This is a genomic window from Pseudomonas sp. SCA2728.1_7 (assembly GCF_018138145.1).
Taxonomy (GTDB): domain Bacteria; phylum Pseudomonadota; class Gammaproteobacteria; order Pseudomonadales; family Pseudomonadaceae; genus Aquipseudomonas; species Aquipseudomonas koreensis_A.
In genome coordinates, this window is sequence record NZ_CP073104.1 from 2,787,764 (window position 1) to 2,810,363 (window position 22,600).

The 22,600-nt window shown below is 58.6% G+C and carries 20 protein-coding genes; 2 read left to right on the plus strand and 18 right to left on the minus strand.

Features of this window, described 5'->3' with window-relative positions:
- Positions 1–64: 64 nt before the first annotated feature.
- Entirely contained in the window at positions 65–388 is a 324-nt protein-coding gene (gene fdxA / locus KBP52_RS12545; RefSeq protein ID WP_008077096.1) for a ferredoxin FdxA, read from the plus strand.
- 527 nt (positions 389–915) lie between these two features.
- Here fdxA and rpoS read toward each other — a convergent pair.
- The 8 genes from rpoS to KBP52_RS12585 form a co-directional block, all read right to left on the minus strand.
- Complete coding sequence (gene rpoS, locus KBP52_RS12550) at positions 916–1,926, minus strand: RNA polymerase sigma factor RpoS (protein ID WP_038357938.1); 1,011 nt, start codon at positions 1,924–1,926, stop codon at positions 916–918.
- A 106-nt stretch (positions 1,927–2,032) separates the two neighbouring features.
- Entirely contained in the window at positions 2,033–2,914 is an 882-nt protein-coding gene (locus tag KBP52_RS12555; RefSeq protein WP_116028752.1) for a peptidoglycan DD-metalloendopeptidase family protein, read from the minus strand.
- A gap of 212 nt (positions 2,915–3,126) precedes the next feature.
- Positions 3,127–3,762: a protein-L-isoaspartate(D-aspartate) O-methyltransferase gene (locus tag KBP52_RS12560; RefSeq protein ID WP_171057346.1), complete on the minus strand. Its 636-nt coding sequence runs from the start codon at positions 3,760–3,762 to the stop codon at positions 3,127–3,129.
- Positions 3,763–3,803: 41 nt separating this feature from the next.
- On the minus strand, positions 3,804–4,553 hold the full coding sequence (gene surE, locus KBP52_RS12565) for a 5'/3'-nucleotidase SurE (RefSeq protein ID WP_212622868.1): 750 nt from the start codon (positions 4,551–4,553) through the stop codon (positions 3,804–3,806).
- On the minus strand, positions 4,541–5,599 hold the full coding sequence (truD, locus tag KBP52_RS12570; protein ID WP_212622869.1) for a tRNA pseudouridine(13) synthase TruD: 1,059 nt from the start codon (positions 5,597–5,599) through the stop codon (positions 4,541–4,543). Before truD ends, surE begins: the two co-directional genes overlap by 13 nt.
- Positions 5,596–6,069, minus strand: coding sequence for a 2-C-methyl-D-erythritol 2,4-cyclodiphosphate synthase (ispF, locus tag KBP52_RS12575; protein ID WP_034149878.1), 474 nt, complete (start codon positions 6,067–6,069; stop codon positions 5,596–5,598). The genes truD and ispF overlap by 4 nt, the downstream gene beginning before the upstream one ends.
- Before the next feature lie 45 nt (positions 6,070–6,114).
- Entirely contained in the window at positions 6,115–6,966 is an 852-nt protein-coding gene (fghA, locus tag KBP52_RS12580) for an S-formylglutathione hydrolase (protein WP_176091695.1), read from the minus strand.
- Positions 6,967–7,056: 90 nt separating this feature from the next.
- Positions 7,057–8,169 carry an S-(hydroxymethyl)glutathione dehydrogenase/class III alcohol dehydrogenase gene (locus tag KBP52_RS12585; protein WP_007908835.1) on the minus strand — a complete coding sequence of 371 codons (1,113 nt, stop codon included), beginning with the start codon at positions 8,167–8,169 and terminating at the stop codon, positions 7,057–7,059.
- Between the two features lie 117 nt (positions 8,170–8,286).
- Between KBP52_RS12585 and KBP52_RS12590 the strand changes: the two genes are divergently transcribed.
- On the plus strand, positions 8,287–9,183 hold the full coding sequence (locus KBP52_RS12590) for a LysR substrate-binding domain-containing protein (protein WP_034156318.1): 897 nt from the start codon (positions 8,287–8,289) through the stop codon (positions 9,181–9,183).
- A gap of 143 nt (positions 9,184–9,326) precedes the next feature.
- On the opposite strand, the gene ispD is transcribed toward KBP52_RS12590, so the two are convergent.
- From ispD to lpxB, 10 genes are all read right to left on the minus strand, one after another.
- On the minus strand, positions 9,327–10,034 hold the full coding sequence (gene ispD / locus KBP52_RS12595; protein WP_116028749.1) for a 2-C-methyl-D-erythritol 4-phosphate cytidylyltransferase: 708 nt from the start codon (positions 10,032–10,034) through the stop codon (positions 9,327–9,329).
- The gene (gene ftsB, locus KBP52_RS12600) at positions 10,031–10,309 is read right to left on the minus strand and encodes a cell division protein FtsB (RefSeq protein WP_007908838.1); all 279 of its coding nucleotides are present in this window, start codon (positions 10,307–10,309) and stop codon (positions 10,031–10,033) included. The genes ispD and ftsB overlap by 4 nt, the downstream gene beginning before the upstream one ends.
- Positions 10,310–10,480: 171 nt before the next feature.
- Positions 10,481–11,770, minus strand: a complete 1,290-nt coding sequence (gene eno / locus KBP52_RS12605) for a phosphopyruvate hydratase (RefSeq protein ID WP_007908839.1) — start codon at positions 11,768–11,770, stop codon at positions 10,481–10,483.
- Between the two features lie 158 nt (positions 11,771–11,928).
- Complete coding sequence (gene kdsA / locus KBP52_RS12610) at positions 11,929–12,774, minus strand: 3-deoxy-8-phosphooctulonate synthase (protein WP_077571326.1); 846 nt, start codon at positions 12,772–12,774, stop codon at positions 11,929–11,931.
- A gap of 5 nt (positions 12,775–12,779) precedes the next feature.
- The gene (locus KBP52_RS12615) at positions 12,780–14,411 is read right to left on the minus strand and encodes a CTP synthase (RefSeq protein WP_007908841.1); all 1,632 of its coding nucleotides are present in this window, start codon (positions 14,409–14,411) and stop codon (positions 12,780–12,782) included.
- Between the two features lie 274 nt (positions 14,412–14,685).
- On the minus strand, positions 14,686–16,014 hold the full coding sequence (gene tilS / locus KBP52_RS12620) for a tRNA lysidine(34) synthetase TilS (protein WP_212622870.1): 1,329 nt from the start codon (positions 16,012–16,014) through the stop codon (positions 14,686–14,688).
- Between the two features lie 132 nt (positions 16,015–16,146).
- Positions 16,147–17,094, minus strand: a complete 948-nt coding sequence (locus KBP52_RS12625) for an acetyl-CoA carboxylase carboxyltransferase subunit alpha (RefSeq protein ID WP_038357918.1) — start codon at positions 17,092–17,094, stop codon at positions 16,147–16,149.
- A 139-nt stretch (positions 17,095–17,233) separates the two neighbouring features.
- Entirely contained in the window at positions 17,234–20,755 is a 3,522-nt protein-coding gene (gene dnaE / locus KBP52_RS12630) for a DNA polymerase III subunit alpha (RefSeq protein ID WP_077571324.1), read from the minus strand.
- Positions 20,756–20,831: 76 nt separating this feature from the next.
- On the minus strand, positions 20,832–21,458 hold the full coding sequence (rnhB, locus tag KBP52_RS12635; RefSeq protein ID WP_007908845.1) for a ribonuclease HII: 627 nt from the start codon (positions 21,456–21,458) through the stop codon (positions 20,832–20,834).
- An 11-nt stretch (positions 21,459–21,469) separates the two neighbouring features.
- Positions 21,470–22,600, minus strand: coding sequence for a lipid-A-disaccharide synthase (gene lpxB, locus KBP52_RS12640; RefSeq protein WP_212622871.1), 1,131 nt, complete (start codon positions 22,598–22,600; stop codon positions 21,470–21,472).

The window sequence follows — 22,600 nt, forward strand, 5'->3', positions numbered from 1 at the left end:
CCCGAACCTGGCGACCCCAACCGTGAAGGGGCAACGCTGCCGCCGCCTGAGGAGAAAATTAGAAATGACCTTCGTCGTCACCGACAACTGCATCAAGTGCAAGTACACCGACTGCGTAGAAGTGTGTCCGGTGGACTGCTTTTACGAAGGCCCGAACTTCCTGGTGATTCACCCGGATGAGTGCATCGACTGCGCCCTGTGCGAACCGGAATGTCCGGCTGTAGCCATCTTCTCCGAGGACGAAGTTCCGGAAGAGATGCAGGAGTTCATTCAACTGAACGTTGATCTGGCTGAAATCTGGCCGAACATCACCGAGAAGAAAGAATCGCTGCCAGATGCTGAAGAGTGGGATGGCGTCAAAGGCAAGATCAAAGATCTCGAACGCTGATCTGTCGCGCGCTCGAATGAAAAGGCCCCTTGCGGGCCTTTTTGCTTTTCTGTCTTTTACTTTTCTACGGGCAAAAAAAAGGGGCGGTATGACCCGCCCACATTTTTTCCCTATTCCCTGTATTCCTTTTCATCGTCCTGATGAATCGCTTCCTGCGATGTCCGTTCCCCTCTTCCTTGAAGGGCGTGTCTGTCCGTTGACACAACCCAGATACTAGAGAATTCCCCGGCGAGAGCAATCGGCCCTGAGTCTGGGAAAGCGCTGTAATAAGCACTTCATACTAAAAAATAAATATACAAATCAATATGTTATGCAGCGACATGGAGAGCGATCGACGTCTGCCGTCTTGTAAAGATAGTGAACACTTACGAAAGAGTAAGCCAAGGCTTACACCGCGAGACTACAAACGATGGAAATGCCAACCGTACGTCTGACAATGAAAAAGGCTTGCGAGATGAGCATTAAATCGAGGCCAACAAAAAACCCCGAACCAGTCGGGGCTTCTTGCGGGCGAGCGTGTGAGGCGCTTACTGGAACAGCGACTCGCTCGACAGGCCATTCTTCTCGAGGATTTCACGAAGGCGCTTGAGGCCTTCCACCTGGATCTGCCGCACCCGTTCCCGGGTCAGGCCGATCTCCAGGCCTACATCTTCCAGCGTGCTGCTCTCGTGGCCGCGCAGACCGAAGCGGCGTACAACCACCTCGCGCTGCTTGTCGGTCAACTCCGACAGCCATTGATCGATGCTCTGCGACAGGTCGTCATCCTGCAGCAATTCACAAGGATCGGTTGGACGATCATCAGTGAGGGTGTCCAGCAGGGTTTTATCCGAATCCGGACCCAGCGAGACGTCGACCGAAGAAACCCGTTCGTTCAGGCCCAGCATGCGCTTGACCTCGCCCACCGGTTTTTCCAGCAGGTTGGCAATTTCTTCGGGTGAAGGTTCGTGGTCGAGCTTTTGCGTCAGCTCCCGTGCAGCCCGCAGGTACACATTGAGTTCCTTGACCACATGAATCGGCAACCGGATGGTCCGGGTCTGATTCATGATCGCGCGCTCGATGGTCTGACGAATCCACCATGTCGCGTAGGTCGAGAAGCGGAAGCCGCGTTCGGGATCGAACTTTTCCACCGCGCGGATCAGCCCGAGGTTGCCCTCTTCGATCAGATCCAGCAGCGACAGCCCCCGATTGACGTAACGCCGGGCGATTTTCACCACCAGCCGCAGGTTACTTTCAATCATGCGCTTGCGCCCGGCCGGATCGCCACTTTGCGACAAGCGCGCAAAATGAACTTCTTCCTCCGGGGAGAGCAATGGGGAAAAGCCGATTTCGTTGAGATACAACTGCGTGGCATCAAGTGCCCGCGTGTAGTCGATGTACTTATGTTGTTTAAGTGAAGCGGAGTGTTTGGATTTGGAACGAACGGAAGGTGGAGCAGCCCCTTCATCATTCGACATCGAAGATTCCGAATCGATGCCGGTCTCCATAAGGAGAACCTCATCGTCGATGTCAAACTCCGGCACTTCTTTACTGAGAGCCATTGTTATAGTCCTTTGGTGAGTTCGACCCCAAGCTCAAGCGGCGCCTTTATCCTTGGCAGCGCTGGAGCCTGTCCCCTCTACGTGACGGAACAGGCTGGCTTACAAATCAACGTCTTGGCAGGAACTGCAGCGGATCTACAGGTTTACCTTGGCGGCGAATCTCAAAATGCAGTTTCACCCGGTCTGTACCCGTTGACCCCATTTCGGCAATTGTCTGTCCGACCTTGACCTGCTGTCCCTCCCGAACCAACAGCCTGCGGTTATGTCCGTAGGCACTGACGTAGGTTTCGCTGTGTTTGATGATGACTAATTCGCCGTAGCCCCTTAAGCCACTCCCGGCGTATACCACCGTCCCATCAGACGCAGCTAAAACAGGCTGTCCCAAATCCCCGGCGATATCAATTCCTTTATTCAAACTACCGTTTGAAGAGAATTTTCCAATCAGAATGCCATTAGATGGCCATCCCCAGCCGGTCGGGGCCGGGCCTGCCGGAGGCAGTGGAGCGGGTGCTTGCTTGTTGGCGACGGACGGTGCAACGCCAGCAGAACCACCCGTAGAACCGGTGGTTGTGGTGGTCGTCGTGCCATTTGCCTGGCGCCGGATTACCGTAGTTTTGCTCGACGAAGAAGGCGAAGAACTGCTGTTGCTCACCACCGCCGTCGGCGTAGAACCGGTGCGGCCATCGAAGCGAATCGTCTGACCCGGATGGATCGTGTACGGCGTAGGAATATTGTTCCGGGCCGCGAGGGCTTTGTAGTCCCAGCCGTAGCGAAACGCGATCGAAAACATCGTATCGCCCGGACGGACTACATACTGTCCGGTCGTCACGGTAGGACGCTGGGCCACCGCATTGTTGCGATCGACCACCCGCACATTGCTCGATTTGGTGCTGGAGCAACCGACCAGCAAGGTGCTCAAGACAAGGCCAGTCACCAGGCGCTGAAAGCTCGTGTTACCCATACGCTGCGCAATGACTGTGAGACTCACCCGCCGCTCCCTTTGTGGTGGCTGAAAAATGTGAAATGCCGGATGTCGGCATGAGGTGTCGCAAGTATAACGGGCCGGATCGGCTTTACCTTTAATGAAGCGAAATCGCTTCGCGCACACGTTTGCCAGCTGACAATCTGCTGCGTTTAAACCATCGTCGCCGAAGTAAGACACAGGCGAACGAAAGGAATTCAGCACACGCAAACAAATGCTCAGGCCAGCGGCCCATTGAGCAACGGCACGAAACGAACAGCCCCCAGAACGTGTCGGGAAAAACCGTTTTCCTCACGCACGATCAGCAACAATTGCTGCACTTCTCCCGAGCCCACGGGAATCACCATGCGCCCGCCCGGAGCCAATTGATCGAGCAAGGCTTGCGGTACATCCGTGGCCACGGCGGTCACGATGATGCCGTTATACGGCGCCAGCGCCGGCCAGCCTTCCCAGCCATCGCCCCAACGGAACACCACGTTGCGCAGATTCAGTTCGACCAGACGTTCCTTGGCACGGTCCTGCAGCACCTTGATGCGCTCGACCGAGAACACTCGCTCGACCAGTTGCGACAACACCGCAGTCTGGTAACCGGACCCGGTGCCGATCTCCAGCACTTTATCCAGCGGCCCCGCCTCCAACAGCAGCTCGCTCATGCGCGCCACCATATAAGGTTGGGAAATGGTCTGGTTATTGCCGATCGGCAGCGCGGTGTCTTCGTAAGCGCGGTGTGCCAGTGCCTCGTCGACGAACAGGTGACGCGGTGTACGCCGAATCACTTCCAGCACCTTGGCGTTGGACACGCCTTCTTCGTACAGGCGCTGGATAAGACGCTCGCGGGTACGCTGCGAGGTCATGCCGATGCCGCTGCGCAGCCGGTCTTCGTGTTCACGGGCCATCAGCGCAGTCCCTCAAGCCAGCCGTCGAGGCTTCTGAACGCATCGTTAAAGGTGCGATCGAGTTGCAACGGCGTGATGGAAACGTAGCCCTGCATCACCGCGTGAAAGTCCGTACCCGGACCGCCATCTTCGGCATCGCCGGCAGCGGCAATCCAGTAACCGACCTTGCCACGCGGATCGACCACTTTCATCGGCGCCGCCGCGCGGGCGCGATGGCCCAGTCGGGTCAGCTGGATGCCACGGATATGGTCGATGGGCAGGTTGGGGATGTTCACGTTGAGCACCGTGCGCGGCGGCAGATCGAGCCCGGCATGGGCCTCGACCAGTTTGCGCGCAAAGTACGCCGCCGTCGGCAGATTATCCACCTGCCGCGAGACCAGCGAAAAAGCGAACGAGGGACGCTCGAGAAAACGTCCCTCGAGAGCGGCCGCCACTGTCCCGGAATACAGCACATCGTCGCCAAGGTTGGCGCCGAGGTTGATGCCGGAAACCACCATGTCCGCCTCGCGCTCCAGCAAGCCGTTCAGGCCCAGGTGCACGCAGTCGGTCGGTGTGCCATTAAGGCTGATAAAGCCGTTGGCCAGGTATTGCGGGTGCAGCGGACGGTCGAGCGTCAGCGAACTGCTGGCGCCACTTTTGTCCTGCTCCGGGGCGATAACCACGCACTCGGTGTAATCCGCCAGCGCAGCATAAAGCGCGGCAAGACCGGGTGCGGTTACCCCATCGTCGTTAGAAATCAGAATACGCATGGGCTGTCCGTCTGCCCCACCGGCACCAGATCAACGAGTTCGCGCACCAATACAGTGGCGAAGCATCCGGCCGGGAGGACGAATTCCAGTTGCAGAATGTCAGGCTGGGGATAATGCCACGTCAACCCGCCAATGGGCAGCCGCAGGATGCGACGTTCGTGACTCATACCGGCGTTGATCAACCAATCGCGCAGATCCGCTTCATCGGCGGCAATCCCCTGCTCCAGTTCATGGACAACGCCTGCAGTCGGCGAGTCACCTTCGCCCCACTGCGGGCCGGTCGGATGCAGGTCAAGAATCGCCAGACGCGGGTCGCTGCACTCGGCCTCACCGGCCGGGAAAAAACTGCGGCTGTCGGTAAAGGCCAGCAGATCGCCGACCTGGGCTTTTTGCCAGGTGCCATCGGCGACCCGTGCAGCGAGCACCTGATTGAACAGAAAACTGCGCGCGGTCGAGAGCAGGCGCGAACGCACATTACGTTGCTCAGGCAACGCTTTGCGCGCGGCCCACGCACGCGCATCAACGACGTTGCCGCCGTCATGGCCGAAACGCTGGGCGCCGAAATAATTGGGGATGCCTTGCTTGGCGATCAGTTGCAGACGCTGTTCAATCGCGTCTTTGTCGCCAGTGAACTGAGTCAGGCGCAAGGTGAAACCATTGGCCGAATGCGCGCCGCGTTGCAGCTTGCGTTTATGGCGAGTGGTCTTGAGAATCTTCAGCGTGTTGTTTTCCGCCGCCGACAGGTCCGGATCGGCCTTGCCCGGCAATTGCACGCTGAACCACTGGCGGGTCAGCGCCTGACGATCCTTGAGGCCGGCATAGCTCACCGTGCGCAACGGCACGCCGGCAGCCTTGGCGATACGCCGCGCAGCTTCTTCAGTGTTGAGGCCGCGTTTCTCGACCCAGATCCACAGGTGTTCACCGTCGCCGCTGAACGGGATATCGAGGACTTCATCGACCTGAAAATCTTCAGCGATGGCTTTCAGTACCGCACTGCCGAGGGGTTCGCCATAGGCGCGCGGGCCGAGCAATTGCAGTTCATTCATGCGCGCAGCAACAAGGCAACGGAGTGCACGGCAATGCCTTCTTCGCGACCGACAAAGCCAAGCTTTTCGGTGGTGGTAGCTTTCACGTTCACTTGATCCAACTCAACTTGAAGATCCGCCGCGATCAGCGCGCGCATCGATTCGATATGCGGGGCCATTTTCGGTGCCTGGGCAACGATGGTGTTGTCGACGTTGCCGACTTTCCAGCCTTTGGCATGGATCAGCGCGACCACGTGCCGCAGCAGCGCACGGCTGTCGGCACCCTTGAATTGCGGGTCGGTGTCCGGGAAGTGTTTGCCGATATCACCCAGCGCCGCAGCGCCGAGCAAGGCATCGCTCAAGGCGTGCAGCAGGACGTCACCGTCGGAATGAGCGAGCAGCCCGAAGCTGTGTGCAATGCGCACGCCGCCCAGAGTAATGAAATCGCCTTCAGCGAAACGGTGCACATCATAGCCGTGGCCAATACGCATAAAAAAAAACGCCCCGATTTTTGTCAGGGCGTGATTCTACCTGCATTAACCCTTGAGGGCGCGTGCATGATGCTGCAAGTGGTCGTCTATAAAGCTTGAGATGAAGAAATAGCTGTGGTCGTAGCCCGGTTGCAGGCGCAACGTCAGCGGATGGCCCGCTTGTTTTACCGCTTGTTGCAAGGCTTCGGGTTTGAGCTGGGTAGCGAGGAAGTCATCGCGATCGCCTTGATCGACCAGCAGCGGCAGTTTTTCATGCGCTTCGGCGATCAGTGCGCAGGCATCCCACTCTTTCCACTTCGAACGGTCTTCGCCCAAGTAACGGGAGAACGCCTTTTGCCCCCATGGGCAATCCATCGGGTTGTTGATCGGCGAGAACGCCGACACCGATTGATAGCGACCTGGGTTTCGCAGTGCGCAGACCAACGCACCGTGACCGCCCATGGAGTGGCCGCTGATGCTGCGTTTATCCGAAGCAGGGAAATGCGCTTCAACCAGTGAAGGCAATTCCTGCACGACATAGTCATGCATCCGATAGTGGCGCGACCAAGGTTCCTGCGTGGCATTCAGATAAAACCCGGCGCCGAGACCGAAATCCCACGCACCATCCGGATCGCCCGGTACATCAGGGCCGCGCGGACTGGTGTCCGGCGCAACGATGATCAAACCCAGTTCGGCAGCCATGCGCATCGCGCCGGCCTTGTGCATGAAGTTCTCATCGGTGCAGGTCAGGCCCGACAACCAGTACAACACCGGCAGCTTGCCGCCCTGCTCCGCCTGCGGCGGCAGGTACACGGCAAACACCATGTCGCAGCCGAGCACATCAGAGCGATGGCGATAGCGCTTGTGCCAACCGCCGAAACTCTTCTGACAGGAGATGTTTTCCAGACTCATGGGGATTCTCCCAGCTGCAAGTGGCAAGCTTCGAGCGTCAAGAAAAGGCAAAAGCGCCTTTGCTTGCAGCTTGAAGCTTGTAACTTGGGGCTGCTTTTAGAAATGAATGACGGTACGGATGCTCTTGCCTTCGTGCATCAGGTCGAACGCCTTGTTGATGTCTTCCAGGCCCATGGTGTGGGTGATGAAAGTATCCAACGGAATCTCGCCGCTCTGAGCCATGTCGACATAGCTTGGCAACTCGGTACGACCGCGCACGCCGCCGAATGCCGAACCGCGCCAGACGCGACCGGTGACCAACTGGAACGGACGGGTCGCGATTTCCTGGCCGGCACCGGCCACACCGATGATCACCGACTCACCCCAACCTTTGTGGCAGCACTCGAGTGCGGCGCGCATCAGTTGCACGTTGCCGATGCATTCGAAGGAGAAGTCGACGCCGCCATCGGTCATGTCGACGATCACTTCCTGGATTGGGCGATCGAAGTCTTTCGGGTTCACGCAGTCGGTGGCGCCGAGTTGCTTGGCGATCTCGAACTTGGCCGGGTTGATGTCGATGGCAATGATGCGCGCAGCCTTGGCTTTCACCGCGCCGATCACCGCAGACAGACCAATGCCGCCCAGACCGAAGATGGCCACGGTGTCACCCGGTTTGACCTTGGCGGTGTTGAGCACGGCACCGATACCGGTGGTGACGCCGCAGCCCAGCAGGCAGACTTTTTCCAGTGGCGCATCCTTGGAGATCTTGGCCACGGAGATTTCCGGCAACACGGTGTATTCCGAGAACGTCGACGTACCCATGTAGTGGAAAATCGTTTCGCCCTTGTAGGAAAAGCGCGAAGTGCCGTCCGGCATCAAGCCTTTGCCTTGCGTTGCGCGAATTGCCTGACACAGATTGGTCTTGCCCGATTTGCAGAATTTGCACTGGCCGCATTCCGGGGTGTACAGCGGAATAACGTGATCGCCCACGGCAACCGAGGTCACGCCCTCGCCGATGGCTTCAACGATGGCGCCACCTTCGTGGCCGAGAATCGACGGGAAGATGCCTTCCGGATCTGCACCGGACAGGGTGTAAGCGTCAGTGTGGCAAACCCCGGAAGCGACGACGCGCAGCAACACTTCACCGGCCTTGGGCATGGCGACATCGACTTCTACGATTTCCAGCGGCTTCTTGGCCTCAAAGGCAACGGCGGCGCGCGACTTGATCATGCTGACTCTCCAGTGAATCCAATAAATAAAAAAACCAGACAAGGAGTGTAATACACAGCCTTACGATGAATAATCCAGACAAAAGCAAAACATTATTGCCACACAGGGATAATCCCGATGTCCGAAAACCGCTGGGAAGGCATCGACGAATTCGTCGCCGTTGCTGAATGCAGCCAGTTCACCGCCGCTGCCGAACGTCTTGGGGTTTCGTCCTCGCATATCAGTCGCCAAATCGTACGCCTGGAAGAACGGCTGCAGACGCGTCTGCTTTATCGCAGTACTCGGCGCGTAACGCTGACCGAAGCCGGTCAGACATTTCTTCAGCACTGCCAACGCTTGCAGGACGGTCGCGAAGAAGCCTTGCGTGCAGTCGGTGATCTGACCAGTGAACCGAAAGGCATGCTGCGCATGACCTGCGCCGTCGCCTACGGCGAGCGCTTTATCGTGCCGCTGGTCACGCGTTTCATGGGGCTGTATCCGCAGCTGCGCATCGATATCGAATTGAGCAATCGCCAGCTCGATCTGGTGCATGAAGGTCTGGATCTGGCGATTCGCCTGGGTCGCTTGCAGGATTCGCGGCTGGTTGCGACACGACTGGCGCCACGGCGAATGTTTCTCTGCGCTTCACCGTCCTACGTTGAGCGGTATGGTCGCCCACATAGTTTGTCGGAATTGAGTCGGCACAATTGCCTGATCGGTAGCTCGGACATCTGGCAGCTTGAGCAAAACGGGCGCGAGTTTTCCCAGCGCGTGCAGGGCAACTGGCGCTGCAACAGCGGGCAGGCGGTGCTGGATGCGGCGTTGCAGGGAGTGGGGTTGTGTCAGTTGCCGGATTATTACGTGCTGGAGCATCTGCACAGTGGTGCACTGATTTCGTTGCTGGAGGCGCATCAGCCGCCGAATACGGCGGTGTGGGCGTTGTACCCGCAGCAGCGGCATTTGTCGCCGAAGGTGCGCAAGTTGGTGGATTTTCTCAAGGAAGGGTTGGCTGAGCGGCCCGAATATCGGAGTTGAGCGATGGGTTGCCTGAACTATCGCTTTCGCGAGCAGGCTCGCTCCCACAGGGGATTTTCAGTGGATGCGAAACGTGTGGCTGGCACAAATCAAATGTGGGAGCGAGCCTGCTCGCGAAGGCAATCTGACAAGCACCACTGCACTCAGCGGCGATTCGCCCAACGCTGACGCAACCATTCGAGATCTTCAGGCCGGGTGACCTTGAGGTTATCCGCCCGCCCTTCAATCAGTCGCGGCGCCAGGCCAGCCCACTCCATCGCCGAAGCTTCGTCAGTAATCACCGCATCCGCCACCAGACTGTCCGCCAACGCCCGATGCAACGCACCGAGGCGGAACATCTGCGGCGTATAGGCTTGCCAGATCACACTACGATCCACGGTTTCCACAACGCGCCCATGCTTATCGACGCGCTTCAACGTGTCGCGCGCAGGGACGGCGAGCAAACCGCCGACCGGATCATCCGCCAGTTCATCGAGTAACTTGTCGAGATCTTCGCGACTCAGATTCGGCCGTGCCGCATCGTGCACCAGCACCCAATCCTCATCATCGGCACCCTGCGCATGCAAATGCAGCAAGGCATTGAGCACCGAACCGGAACGCTCGGCCCCGCCATCAACCCGCTGAATACGCGGATCGTTGACGCTCGCCAGGTTCGGCCAATAAGGATCATCAACAGCAAGACTGACCACCAGCCCTTTAAGGCTTGGGTGATCGAGGAAACAGCCGAGGCTGTGTTCGAGAATTGTGCGCCCGCCCAGTTGCAGGTATTGCTTGGGACGGTCCGCGGCCATTCGGGCACCGACGCCCGCGGCAGGAATCACGGCCCAGAAGGCCGGCAGGGAATTGATCATTGGGCCAACTGGTAAAGGGTTTCGCCGTCCTTGACCATGCCCAGTTCGTGACGAGCCCGCTCTTCAACGGTCTCCATGCCCTTTTTCAACTCGCTGACTTCAGCGTCCATCACCCGGTTGCGCTCCAGCAAACCTTCGTTCTCGGCATGTTGATCAGCAATCTGCTGATTCAGCTCGGCGACCTGCGCCAAACTGCCATTGCCCACCCACAGGCGGTACTGCAGACCGGCCAGTAGCAAGAGCAAAACGAGAAACAACCAGTAAGGACTGCGCATCGAATATCAGGTATCCAGTGAAAAAAGACAGCCACGCCAAAACTTTGAAGCATCTGATAGCACGAAGCCTGGAAGACCCAGGCTTGTGCTGTTAAGGCATCAGATTAGTGGCAAATCCATCGCTGTCACGACTTTTTCGACACAATCCGGTGTCCTTCCATCGATTTGTACTTAGCCGCGAAACTCGCTGCGACCGTTGTACTTGGCCTTGCCATTCAACTGCTCTTCGATACGCAGCAGTTGGTTGTACTTGGAAACGCGGTCGGAACGGCACAGCGAACCGGTCTTGATCTGGCCAGCCGAGGTGCCCACAGCCAGGTCGGCAATGGTCGAATCTTCGGTTTCGCCCGAACGGTGCGAGATCACGGCGGTGTAACCGGCAGCCTTGGCCATCTGGATGGCTTCCAGGGTTTCGGTCAGGGTGCCGATCTGGTTGAACTTGATCAGGATCGAGTTGGCGATGTTTTTATCGATGCCCTCTTTCAGGATCTTGGTGTTGGTCACGAACAGGTCGTCGCCTACCAGTTGAACCTTCTCGCCGATCTTGTCGGTGAGGATTTTCCAGCCAGCCCAGTCGGACTCGTCCAGACCGTCTTCGATCGAGATGATCGGATAACGTTCGGTCAGACCTTTCAGATAGTCAGCGAAACCTTCAGCGGTGAACACCTGGCCTTCGCCGGACAGGTTGTACTTGCCGTCTTCGTAGAATTCGCTGGCCGCGCAGTCCAGCGCCAGGGTCACGTCGGTGCCCAGCTTGTAACCGGCGTTGGCCACAGCTTCGGAGATCACTTTCAACGCGTCTTCGTTGGACGCCAGGTTCGGTGCGAAACCGCCTTCGTCGCCAACGGCAGTGCTCAGGCCACGGGCCTTCAACACAGCTTTCAAGTGATGGAAAATCTCGGTGCCCATGCGCAGACCTTCCGAGAAAGACTTGGCGCCAACCGGCTGCACCATGAATTCCTGGATGTCGACGTTGTTATCGGCGTGCTCGCCACCGTTGATGATGTTCATCATCGGTACCGGCATCGAGTAGACACCCGGAGTGCCGTTGAGGTTGGCGATGTGTGCGTACAGCGGCAGGTCCTGGTCCTGTGCAGCAGCCTTGGCCGCAGCCAGGGACACCGCGAGGATGGCGTTGGCGCCCAGAGTTGCCTTGTTTTCAGTACCGTCGAGCTTGATCATCGCGTGATCCAGGGCTTTCTGGTCGCTTGGGTCGGTGCCCAGCAGCAGATCGCGGATCGGACCGTTGATGTTGGCTACCGCTTTGAGCACGCCCTTGCCCAGATAACGGCTCTTGTCGCCATCACGCAGCTCGAGCGCTTCACGCGAGCCAGTGGATGCACCGGACGGCGCGCAAGCGCTGCCGATGATGCCGTTGTCGAGAAGCACGTCCGCTTCCACGGTGGGATTGCCACGGGAGTCGAGAACTTCACGACCTTTGATGTCGACGATTTTTGCCATTGTTGTAAACACTCCAAAGTTGACGAAAACGACGCAGCTAGAGGAAATCTTTTTACCGTCGGCAAGGGGGGGTGCAGCGGGCAGGCTTGCAGACGATAACGCTCATGCCCGAGGGCATGAGCGACAAATCGTGCGGTACTTTACCGGAGAATTGAGGTTTACGCGGTTTCTACCGTCGGAAAACTCTTCACCAGTTCGTCCAGAGCTTTGAGCTGGGCCAGGAATGGCTCCAGTTTGTCCAGACGCAAGGCGCAAGGGCCGTCGCATTTGGCGTTGTCCGGATCCGGATGCGCTTCGAGGAACAGACCCGCCAAGCCCTGGCTCATGCCAGCCTTGGCCAGATCCAGAACCTGTGCACGGCGACCGCCGGCGGAGTCGGCGCGACCGCCAGGCATTTGCAGCGCATGGGTCACGTCGAAAAATACCGGATACTCGAACTGCTTCATGATGCCGAAGCCGAGCATGTCGACCACGAGGTTGTTGTAGCCGAAGCTCGAACCACGCTCGCAGAGGATCAATTGATCATTACCCGCTTCCACGCACTTGTTCAGGATGTGTTTCATTTCCTGAGGCGCGAGGAACTGGGCTTTCTTGATGTTGATGACTGCGTTGGTCTTGGCCATCGCGACAACCAGATCGGTCTGGCGCGACAGGAAGGCCGGCAGTTGAATGATGTCGCAAACCTCAGCGACGACCGCGGCCTGCTCAGGCTCGTGGACGTCGGTGATGATCGGCACGCCGAAGGCTTGTTTGATGTCCTGGAAGATGCGCATGCCCTCTTCCAGGCCAGGACCACGGTAGGAGGTCACAGAAGAACGGTTGGCCTTGTCGAAACTGGCTTTGAACACGTAAGGGATACCGAGTTTTTCGGTGACTTTTACGTACTCTTCGCAAACCTGCATGGCCATGTCACGGCTTTCCAGCACGTTCATGCCGCCGAACAGCACCATGGGTTTGTCGTTGGCAATCTCGATATCGCCGACGCGGATGATCTTTTGAGCCATCGGGGTTACGCCTTCTTCTGGTGTTGAGCCAACGCTGCCTTGACGAAACCGCTGAACAGCGGATGGCCATCGCGTGGTGTCGAGGTGAACTCTGGGTGGAACTGGCAAGCAACGAACCATGGGTGATCGGCCGCTTCAACCACTTCAACCAGCGCAGCATCAGCGGAGCGACCAGAGATTTTCAGGCCGGCTTCGATCAGTTGTGGCAGCAGGTTGTTGTTCACTTCGTAACGGTGACGGTGACGCTCGACGATCACGTCCTTGCCGTAGCAGTCGTGCACCTTGGAGCCGGCTTCGAGCAGGCAGTCCTGAGCGCCGAGGCGCATGGTGCCACCCAGGTCGGACGACTCGGTACGCACTTCAACGGCACCGGTAGCGTCTTCCCACTCGGTGATCAGACCGACAACCGGATGGCCGCTGGCGCGATCGAACTCGGTGGAGTTGGCGTCTTTCCAGCCCATCACATTACGGGCGAACTCAATGACCGCCACTTGCATACCGAGGCAGATACCCAGGTACGGAACCTTGTTTTCGCGAGCGTACTGAACCGCAGTGATCTTGCCTTCCACGCCGCGCAGACCGAAGCCGCCCGGTACGAGGATCGCGTCGACACCTTCGAGCAGCGCAGTGCCCTGGTTTTCGATGTCTTCGGAATCGATGTAACGCAGGTTGACCTTGGTGCGGTTGCTGATGCCGGCGTGACTCATCGCTTCGATCAGCGACTTGTAGGCGTCCAGCAGCTCCATGTACTTGCCGACCATGGCGATGGTCACTTCGTGTTCCGGGTTCAGCTTGGCGTCAACCACCGCTTCCCACTCGGACAGATCAGCGCTGCCGCATTGCAGACCGAAACGCTCAACGACGAAATCGTCCAGACCCTGCGAATGCAGGATGCCCGGGATCTTGTAGATGGTGTCGGCGTCTTCCAGCGCGATCACTGCACGTTCTTCAACGTTGGTGAACTGAGCGATCTTGCGACGCGACGAGATATCGATCGGGTGATCGGAACGGCATACCAGCACGTCCGGCTGCAGACCGATCGAACGCAGCTCTTTTACCGAGTGCTGAGTTGGTTTGGTCTTGGTCTCGCCAGCGGTGGCGATGTACGGCACCAGCGTCAGGTGCATCAGCATCGCGCGCTTGGCGCCGACTTCGAAACGCAGTTGGCGGATGGCTTCGAGGAACGGTTGCGACTCGATGTCACCAACAGTGCCACCGATTTCAACCATCGCCACGTCAGCGTCACCGGCACCTTTGATGATGCGGCGCTTGATTTCGTCGGTGATGTGCGGGATCACCTGGATGGTCGCACCCAGGTAGTCACCACGGCGCTCTTTGCGCAGCACGTGCTCGTAGACACGGCCAGTGGTGAAGTTGTTGTTCTGGGTCATGGTCGTGCGGATGAACCGCTCGTAGTGACCCAGGTCCAGGTCGGTTTCGGCGCCGTCGTGGGTGACGAACACTTCACCGTGCTGGAACGGGCTCATGGTGCCCGGATCGACGTTGATGTACGGATCCAGCTTCAGCATGGTGACCTTAAGTCCCCGCGCCTCCAGGATGGCTGCCAATGAAGCCGATGCAATGCCTTTCCCCAATGAAGAAACAACACCGCCCGTGACGAATATGTAGCGCGTCATGAAAAACCCTAGAAGTCTGCGTTAAAGCGGTACGAGCCGCCGGGGAAAGCGAAGGAAGGCCGAAGCCCCCGATCACCTGCATTAATCACAGTGCACCTTTCAAAAAAACCGCCGCGTTGGGACAGACCGGCAGGTGAAACACCGGTACGTTGCTCGCTACACATTTTTTGGAATCGCCCAGCAAAGACTGCTTGGTAATCGGCAACTCCTGCAATTCAGGCGAATCCACAGAAGTTGTATCAAGAAGGGAGCGTAGTCTACCGGAATGCTCCTTTCAGCTCAAACCTTGATCTTCGTCTGTTGGCTGCCAATGCAATTTCCAGCCGTCCAGCTCATTGCCATCAAGCCCCGGCAGGTTCGCCACCGCGAGCAATTCATCGTCGCGAAACAGCAGCGGCAATCTGCCACGGACGAAGCCCGGCACCGCGCGCTCATTGAGCAGGCGCTTGAGATCACGGTGACCGCGCCCCCCCAGATGCATGACCTCACCGCCCTGACGATAGGCAATGCGCAGCGGCACGGAAGGAGTCTGCCCGCTGAGCATGACACGTCCGTTATCGGCCAAGCGTAGCGCTGACGCCGGGCTCTGCCACTCGCACCCGATCACTGGTGAACGCAGCCAGTCACCGCTGAGCCACCACACACGACCGGCGCTTCGGTGCAACTCACCGTCGGCCAGGCGCCAAACGGGCGAAGCGTCGTGGCCGGCTTCGCAGAGATCGGTCCAACCCGACCAATGGTCAGTGTCGGGCAAACGGGTCAGCGGTTCGAGCCAATGGCTGATTACATTTCGTTGACGCGCAGCAGACAGCGCAGCCAGCGGCGCCAGTTCCAGCGAAGGCAGCCCCAGCCATTCGAAATCATGCGCGGTGGCGGCGGTTGTCAGATCGATCTGCGCCAACTCATTAAGCAGTCCCTTGGCCTCACGCAGATGCGCGGCGCTGCGGACCATGCTCGCCTGCGCTTGCGGCCAGCGCTCGGTCAGCAACGGCATGACCTGATGCCGCAGGTAATTGCGCGAAAACTGTCGATCCTGATTCGACGGGTCTTCAATCCAGCGCAATTGATGAGCCTGCGCATACGCCTCCAGTTCGGAACGAGAGACGTCCAGCAACGGGCGAATCAGCATGCCCTGCCCCACTGGCCGCTGTGCAGGTATCCCCGCCAATCCGCGCACACCGGCACCACGCATGAGTCGAAACAACAGCGTTTCCGCCTGATCATCGCGATGCTGACCTGTCAGCAACAGATCATTGGCTTGCGTCAGTGAACCGAACACGGCGTACCGCGCATCCCGCGCCGCTCGCTCCAGACTCGCACCCGGCTGCACCCTCACCCGCTCAATCAGCAACGGCACCCCCAGCGCATCACAGACAGACTGGCAGTGTTGTGGCCACGCATCAGCCGCAGCCTGAAGACCGTGATGGATATGAACAGCGCTTAACGGGGGGAGAGATTCGGTTTTTGCGAGATCGGCGAGCAGATGCAGCAGGACGGTGGAGTCGAGACCACCAGAGAAGGCAATGCGCCAATGAGCGGCATTGCGCCAAGGCTCAAGGTTGCGCAGAAGCCGGGAAGGCAAATCAATCATGGACTGACCCATATCTAACTCTTTGCCCCAAAACAAATGTAGGAGTGAGCCTGCTCGCGATAGCGGTGTGACAGCCAACACATTGGTTGAATGTTACGCCCTCATCGCGAGCAGGCTCACTCCTACAGAGGTATTGCGTTCGACTTAGAGACCGTAGCTCATCAGTCGATCATAACGACGCTTCAACAGCGCTTCGTTATCGAACTTCTTCAGCATCGCCAGTTGCGAGCTCAGCTCGGCACGGATCGACGCAGCGGCGGCAGCCGGATCACGGTGCGCGCCGCCCAGAGGCTCGCCAATCACCTTGTCGACAATGCCCAGGCCTTTCAGACGCTCAGCGGTGATGCCCATCGCTTCAGCAGCATCCGGCGCCTTTTCAGCGGTTTTCCACAGAATCGAAGCGCAACCTTCGGGCGAGATCACCGCGTAGGTCGAGTATTGCAGCATGTTCAACTGATCGCAGACGCCGATCGCCAGTGCACCACCGGAACCACCCTCACCGATAACGGTGGCGATGATCGGGGTCTTCAGGCGCGACATCACGCGCAGGTTCCAGGCAATTGCTTCGCTCTGGTTGCGCTCTTCAGCGTCGATACCAGGGTAAGCACCCGGGGTGTCGATGAAGGTCAGGATCGGCATCTTGAAACGCTCGGCCATTTCCATCAAGCGGCAAGCCTTGCGGTAGCCTTCCGGACGCGGCATGCCGAAGTTGCGGCGCACCTTCTCACGGACTTCACGGCCTTTCTGGTGACCGATGATCATCACCGGCTGATCTTCCAGACGGGCGATACCGCCAACGATTGCCGCGTCGTCAGAGAAGTGACGGTCGCCGTGCAGTTCGTCGAACTCGGTGAAGATGTGCTCGATATAGTCGAGGGTGTACGGGCGTTTCGGGTGACGCGCCAGGCGTGCGATCTGCCAGCTGGTCAGCTTGCCGAAGATGTCTTCGGTCAGCGTTTTGCTTTTGTCCTGCAGGCGGGAGATCTCATCGCCGATATTCAGCGAATTGTCATTACCGACCAAGCGCAACTCTTCGATCTTGGCTTGCAGGTCGGCGATCGGCTGTTCGAAATCTAGAAAATTCGGGTTCATAGGCGTCCGTCTTGGGTCGTGTCCCAAATGAGCTTGGGCCGGCCGGTTGTCTATTCGCGCCCTACCTTAAGGGAGAGGCGCGCTGAGGTCGAGATTAAAAATTCAGGTTGCGGGCAAGCGCAATAATGGCACTCGCCGGTCAACGGTATTGGAGGAAGACGTTGTCTCGCCCGAACTGGTCACGCAGAGCCTGAATCAAGGCATCCGCCGGGTCGATTCGCCACGTCTCGCCAAACTGCAGCAAGGTCTTCGCATCCGGGCTGGTGTACTCCATGGTGATCGGGCAAGCGCCGCGGTGACGCTTGAGCAGATCGCCCAACCAGCGTAGCTGATCGCCTTTCAAGTCCTGAGTCTGAAGCTTCAGACGCAGGCTTTCGGCCAGGTTGGTGCGGGCGTCTTCCATGCTCATCACGCGCTTGACCCGCAGCTTCAGCCCCCCGGAGAAGTCGTCATTGCTGACCTCGCCTTCGACGACCACCATCGCGTCAGTCTGCAACAACGACTGCGCCGCATGGAACGACTCGGAAAACAGCGAGGCCTCGATGCGTCCAGAGCGGTCATCCAGGGTGATGAACCCCATCTTGTCGCCCTTCTTGTTCTTCATGACCCGCAGCGCAATGATCATGCCCGCGACGGTCTGGGTATCTCGCGCCGGTTTCAGATCAATGATGCGCTGGCGGGCGAAACGACGGATTTCACCTTCGTATTCATCAATCGGGTGACCGGTCAGGTACAGGCCCAGGGTGTCTTTCTCTCCTTTGAGCCGCTCCTTGAGCGTCAACTCCTTGGCCTTGCGATGGTTGGCGTAAACGTCAGCGTCTTCTTCGACGAACAGTCCACCGAACAGGTCCGAGTGCCCGCTGTCCTGAGTGCGTGCAGTTTGTTCGGCGGCCTTGATCGCCTCTTCCATGGCCGTCAGCAGCACCGCGCGGTTGCGGTCGATGTTGGCCTGGTAGGCTTTTTGCTCATCGTGGAAGTACGGGCCAAGGCGATCCAGAGCACCGCTGCGAATCAAGCCGTCGAGCGTGCGTTTGTTGATGCGCTTGAGGTCGACCCGGGCGCAGAAATCGAACAGATCCTTGAACGGCCCTGCCAGACGCGCCTCAGTGATCGCCTCAACCGGCCCCTCGCCTACGCCTTTGATCGCGCCCAGGCCATAAATGATCCGGCCCTCATCGTTCACCGTGAACTTGAACTCCGAAGTATTCACATCCGGCGCGTCGAGACGCAGCTTCATGGTGCGAATTTCTTCGATCAAGGTCACGACCTTGTCGGTGTTGTGCATATCCGCCGACAGTACCGCAGCCATGAACGGCGCCGGGTAGTGCGTTTTCAGCCAAGCGGTCTGATAGGAAACCAGACCATAAGCGGCGGAGTGAGACTTGTTGAAACCGTAACCGGCGAATTTTTCCACCAGGTCAAAAATGTTACCCGCGAGATCAGCGTCAATATTGTTGGTCTTGCAACCTTCAATGAAGCCGCCGCGCTGCTTGGCCATTTCTTCGGGCTTTTTCTTACCCATGGCGCGACGGAGCATGTCCGCACCACCTAGTGTGTAACCGGCCATGACCTGGGCAATCTGCATCACCTGTTCCTGATACAGGATGATGCCGTAAGTCGGCGCCAACACAGGCTTGAGGCCTTCGTATTGGTAATCGGAGTGCGGATACGCCAGCTCGGCGCGACCGTGCTTACGGTTGATAAAGTCGTCAACCATGCCCGATTGCAGTGGGCCCGGACGGAACAGGGCCACCAGTGCGATCAAGTCTTCCAGGCAGTCGGGCTTGAGCTTTTTGATCAGCTCTTTCATACCTCGGGACTCAAGCTGGAACACCGCTGTGGTTTCAGCTTTTTGCAACAACGTATACGTAGGCTTGTCGTCGAGCGGGATGAACGCAATGTCCAACGGCGGCTCGTTGACCTTGGCCCGGTCGCGGTTGATGGTTTTCAGCGCCCAGTCGATCACCGTCAGCGTGCGCAGACCGAGGAAGTCGAACTTCACCAGACCGGCCGCTTCAACGTCGTCCTTGTCGAACTGGGTTACCAGACCGTCACCGGCCTCGTCGCAATAGATCGGCGAGAAGTCAGTCAGTTTGGTCGGTGCGATAACCACACCACCGGCGTGTTTACCGACGTTACGCACAACGCCTTCGAGCTTGCGTGCCATCTCCCAGATTTCCGCAGCCTCTTCATCGACCTTGATGAAGTCACGGAGGATCTCTTCCTGCTCGTAGGCTTTTTCCAGGGTCATGCCGACTTCGAACGGAATCATCTTCGACAGACGATCCGCCAGGCCATAGGACTTGCCCTGCACCCGCGCCACGTCGCGCACCACAGCCTTGGCGGCCATGGAACCGAAGGTGATGATCTGGCTTACCGCGTTGCGACCGTACTTCTCGGCCACGTAGTCGATCACGCGGTCACGACCGTCCATGCAGAAGTCGACGTCGAAGTCGGGCATCGAGACCCGTTCCGGGTTAAGGAAACGTTCGAACAGCAGGTCGTATTCCAGCGGGTCGAGGTCGGTGATCTTCTGCACGTAGGCCACCAGCGATCCGGCACCCGACCCACGGCCGGGACCTACCGGTACGCCGTTGTTCTTGGCCCACTGGATAAAGTCCATAACGATCAGGAAGTAACCGGGGAAGCCCATCTGGATGATGATATCCAGCTCGAAATTCAAGCGGTCGACGTAGACCTGACGCTTGGCTTCATAGTCTTCGGTGGTGTCTTTGGGCAGCAGCACCGACAAGCGTTCTTCGAGACCGTCGAAGGAGACTTTTCGGAAATACTCGTCGATGGTCATGCCATCGGGGATCGGGAAGTTGGGCAGGAAGTGAGTGCCCAGTTTCACTTCGATGTTGCAGCGCTTGGCGATCTCGACGGTGTTTTCGATGGCGTCGGGAATATCGCTGAACAGCTCGATCATCTCCTCGGCGCTTTTCAGGTATTGCTGATCGCTGTAATTCTTCGAACGCCGCGGATCGTCGAGGGCGCGGCCCTCACCGATGCACACGCGGGTTTCGTGGGCGGCGAAATCTTCCTGCTTGATGAAACGTACATCGTTGGTCGCCACCAGCGGCGCGCCGAGTTTGTCGGCGAGGGCGACGGCACCGTGCAGTTGCTCTTCATCGTTAGGACGGTTGGTGCGCTGGATTTCCAGATAGAAACGATCCGGGAACACCGCCATCCATTCACGCGCCAGCACTTCGGCTTCGGCCGGATTGCCGCCGATCATGGCCATGCCGATCTCGCCTTCTTTGGCGGCGGACAGCATGATCAGGCCTTCGTTGGCTTCAGCAACCCACTCACGCTCGACAATGATCATGCCGTTGCGCTGACCTTCGATGAAACCGCGCGAGATCAACTCGGTGAGGTTGCGATAGCCCTTGGCGTTCATCACCAACAGGCTGAGCCGGCTCAGCGGTGCGTCCGGGTCCTTGTTCGACAGCCACAGGTCGGCGCCGCAAATCGGCTTGATGCCGGCGCCCATGGTGTTTTTATAGAATTTGACCAGAGAACACATGTTGTTCTGGTCGGTGACCGCGACCGCCGGCATGTTCATGGCCGTCAGCGCCTTGACCAGCGGCTTGATCCGTACCAGCCCGTCGACCAGGGAGTATTCAGTGTGCAGGCGTAGATGAACGAATGAAGCCGGCATAGTGATCCTGTCCAGTTACATAGAGACAACAAGGCCCGGATTGTACCGGGCCTCGAACAAAACATCAGCCTTGCGACTAAACCTGTGTCAGGCCTTCCAGCGCTTCATAAGCCTGACGCACCGGGGCGAACGAGCGCCGGTGAATCGGCGTAGGGCCAAGACGCACCAACGCTTCCAGATGAACGGGCGTCGGGTAGCCTTTATGGCCACCGATGCCGTAACCCGGGTAGATCAATTCGAACGCAGCCATTTCACGGTCGCGACTGACTTTGGCCAGAATCGACGCCGCAGCGATAGCCGGGACCTTGCCGTCGCCCTGCACCACCGCTTCGGCGCGCATCGGCAGTTGCGGACAGCGGTTGCCGTCGATCATCGCCAGTTTTGGCTGAATGTGCAGGCCGGCCACCGCGCGCTGCATGGCCAACATGGTTGCGTGCAAAATGTTCAGCTCGTCGATTTCTTCGACTTCGGCGCGGGCAATGCACCAGCTCAGGGACTTCTCGATGATTTCGTCGTAGAGCTTTTCGCGCTTGGCTTCGGTGAGTTTCTTCGAGTCGTTGAGGCCGAGAATCGGCCGGTTCGGATCAAGGATCACCGCCGCCGTCACCACCGCACCGCACAAAGGGCCACGACCGACTTCATCAACGCCGGCCACCAGTTCTTCAACTTCGGCGACCAAGGTGAAATCCAGGCCCATCTGCATGCTTGTCTTGCTCATCGTGTCTGACCGATCAGGTTAAGGACGGCGTCCGCCGCCTGATTGGAGGCGTCCAGCCGCAATGTGCGGTGAATCTCATCAAAGCCGCGCGTCTGTTCTTCGCCACCTTCGATCAATGGCGACAGGGTCTGCGCCAGTGCTTCGACCGTCGCATCATCCTGCAACAATTCCGGGACCAGCAGACGCTGGGCTAGCAGGTTCGGCAGGGACACGTACGGGCTCTTGACCATGCGCTTGAGAATCCAGAACGTCAGCGGCGCCAAACGGTACGCCACTACCATCGGGCGCTTGTATAGCAGCGCCTCAAGGGTAGCGGTGCCGGAGGCGATCAACACGGCGTTGCACGCGGCCAGGGCCAGATGGGATTTGCCGTCGAGCAAGGTCACCGGCAGATCACGGCCGGCAAGCAACTCTTCAAGTTGCGCGCGGCGCTCCGGGTTGGCACACGGGATGACAAAGCGCAAACCCGGGCGCAACGCACGCAGGCGTTCGGCAGTATCAAGGAACAGCGCACCCAGTCGAGACACTTCGCCGCCGCGACTGCCGGGCATCAACGCCACCAGCGGGCCGTCGGGCAGGCCCAGCTCGGCACGGGCCGCAGCACGATCGGCCTCCAATGGAATGGTATCGGCCAGGGTGTGACCGACGAACCGCACTGGCACGCCCATCTCTTCGTAAAATTTTGCTTCGAACGGCAGCAGCGTCAGCATCAGGTCACAGCCTTCGCGGATCTTCAGCACACGCTTCTGCCGCCACGCCCACACCGAAGGGCTGACGTAATGCACGGTTTTGATCCCGGCCTGACGTAGCTTCAATTCAATGTTGAGATTGAAGTCCGGCGCGTCGATACCGATGAACGCGTCTGGCTTCTCGGCGATCAGCGTGGCGATCAGGTCTTTGCGGCGTTTGAGCAATTCGCGCAGCCGGCCGAGAACTTCCACCAGGCCCATGACCGACAAGCGTTCCATGGGAAAGTAGGACGTCAGGCCTTCGGCCTGCATTAACGGACCACCGACGCCGATGAACTCGACCGCCGGATGCTGTGCCTTGAGCGCGCGCATGAGGCCGGCGCCGAGAATGTCACCGGAAGCTTCACCCGCCACCAGCGCAATACGCAGATTGGCCAT

Coding starts and splice junctions, on each gene's coding strand:
- KBP52_RS12615 (WP_007908841.1), bottom strand. CDS start 14,411: ATGACGCGCTACATATTCGTCACGGGCGGTGTTGTTTCTTCATTGGGG.
- lpxB (WP_212622871.1), bottom strand. CDS start 22,600: ATGGCCAATCTGCGTATTGCGCTGGTGGCGGGTGAAGCTTCCGGTGAC.
- KBP52_RS12590 (WP_034156318.1), top strand. CDS start 8,287: ATGTCCGAAAACCGCTGGGAAGGCATCGACGAATTCGTCGCCGTTGCT.
- KBP52_RS12585 (WP_007908835.1), bottom strand. CDS start 8,169: ATGATCAAGTCGCGCGCCGCCGTTGCCTTTGAGGCCAAGAAGCCGCTG.
- rpoS (WP_038357938.1), bottom strand. CDS start 1,926: ATGGCTCTCAGTAAAGAAGTGCCGGAGTTTGACATCGACGATGAGGTT.
- ispF (WP_034149878.1), bottom strand. CDS start 6,069: ATGCGTATTGGCCACGGCTATGATGTGCACCGTTTCGCTGAAGGCGAT.
- surE (WP_212622868.1), bottom strand. CDS start 4,553: ATGCGTATTCTGATTTCTAACGACGATGGGGTAACCGCACCCGGTCTT.
- tilS (WP_212622870.1), bottom strand. CDS start 16,014: ATGGGTCAGTCCATGATTGATTTGCCTTCCCGGCTTCTGCGCAACCTT.
- kdsA (WP_077571326.1), bottom strand. CDS start 12,774: ATGGCTCAAAAGATCATCCGCGTCGGCGATATCGAGATTGCCAACGAC.
- ispD (WP_116028749.1), bottom strand. CDS start 10,034: ATGATCAATTCCCTGCCGGCCTTCTGGGCCGTGATTCCTGCCGCGGGC.
- truD (WP_212622869.1), bottom strand. CDS start 5,599: ATGAATGAACTGCAATTGCTCGGCCCGCGCGCCTATGGCGAACCCCTC.
- rnhB (WP_007908845.1), bottom strand. CDS start 21,458: ATGCAGATGGGCCTGGATTTCACCTTGGTCGCCGAAGTTGAAGAACTG.
- KBP52_RS12625 (WP_038357918.1), bottom strand. CDS start 17,094: ATGAACCCGAATTTTCTAGATTTCGAACAGCCGATCGCCGACCTGCAA.
- ftsB (WP_007908838.1), bottom strand. CDS start 10,309: ATGCGCAGTCCTTACTGGTTGTTTCTCGTTTTGCTCTTGCTACTGGCC.
- eno (WP_007908839.1), bottom strand. CDS start 11,770: ATGGCAAAAATCGTCGACATCAAAGGTCGTGAAGTTCTCGACTCCCGT.
- fdxA (WP_008077096.1), top strand. CDS start 65: ATGACCTTCGTCGTCACCGACAACTGCATCAAGTGCAAGTACACCGAC.
- dnaE (WP_077571324.1), bottom strand. CDS start 20,755: ATGCCGGCTTCATTCGTTCATCTACGCCTGCACACTGAATACTCCCTG.
- KBP52_RS12560 (WP_171057346.1), bottom strand. CDS start 3,762: ATGACCTCGCAGCGTACCCGCGAGCGTCTTATCCAGCGCCTGTACGAA.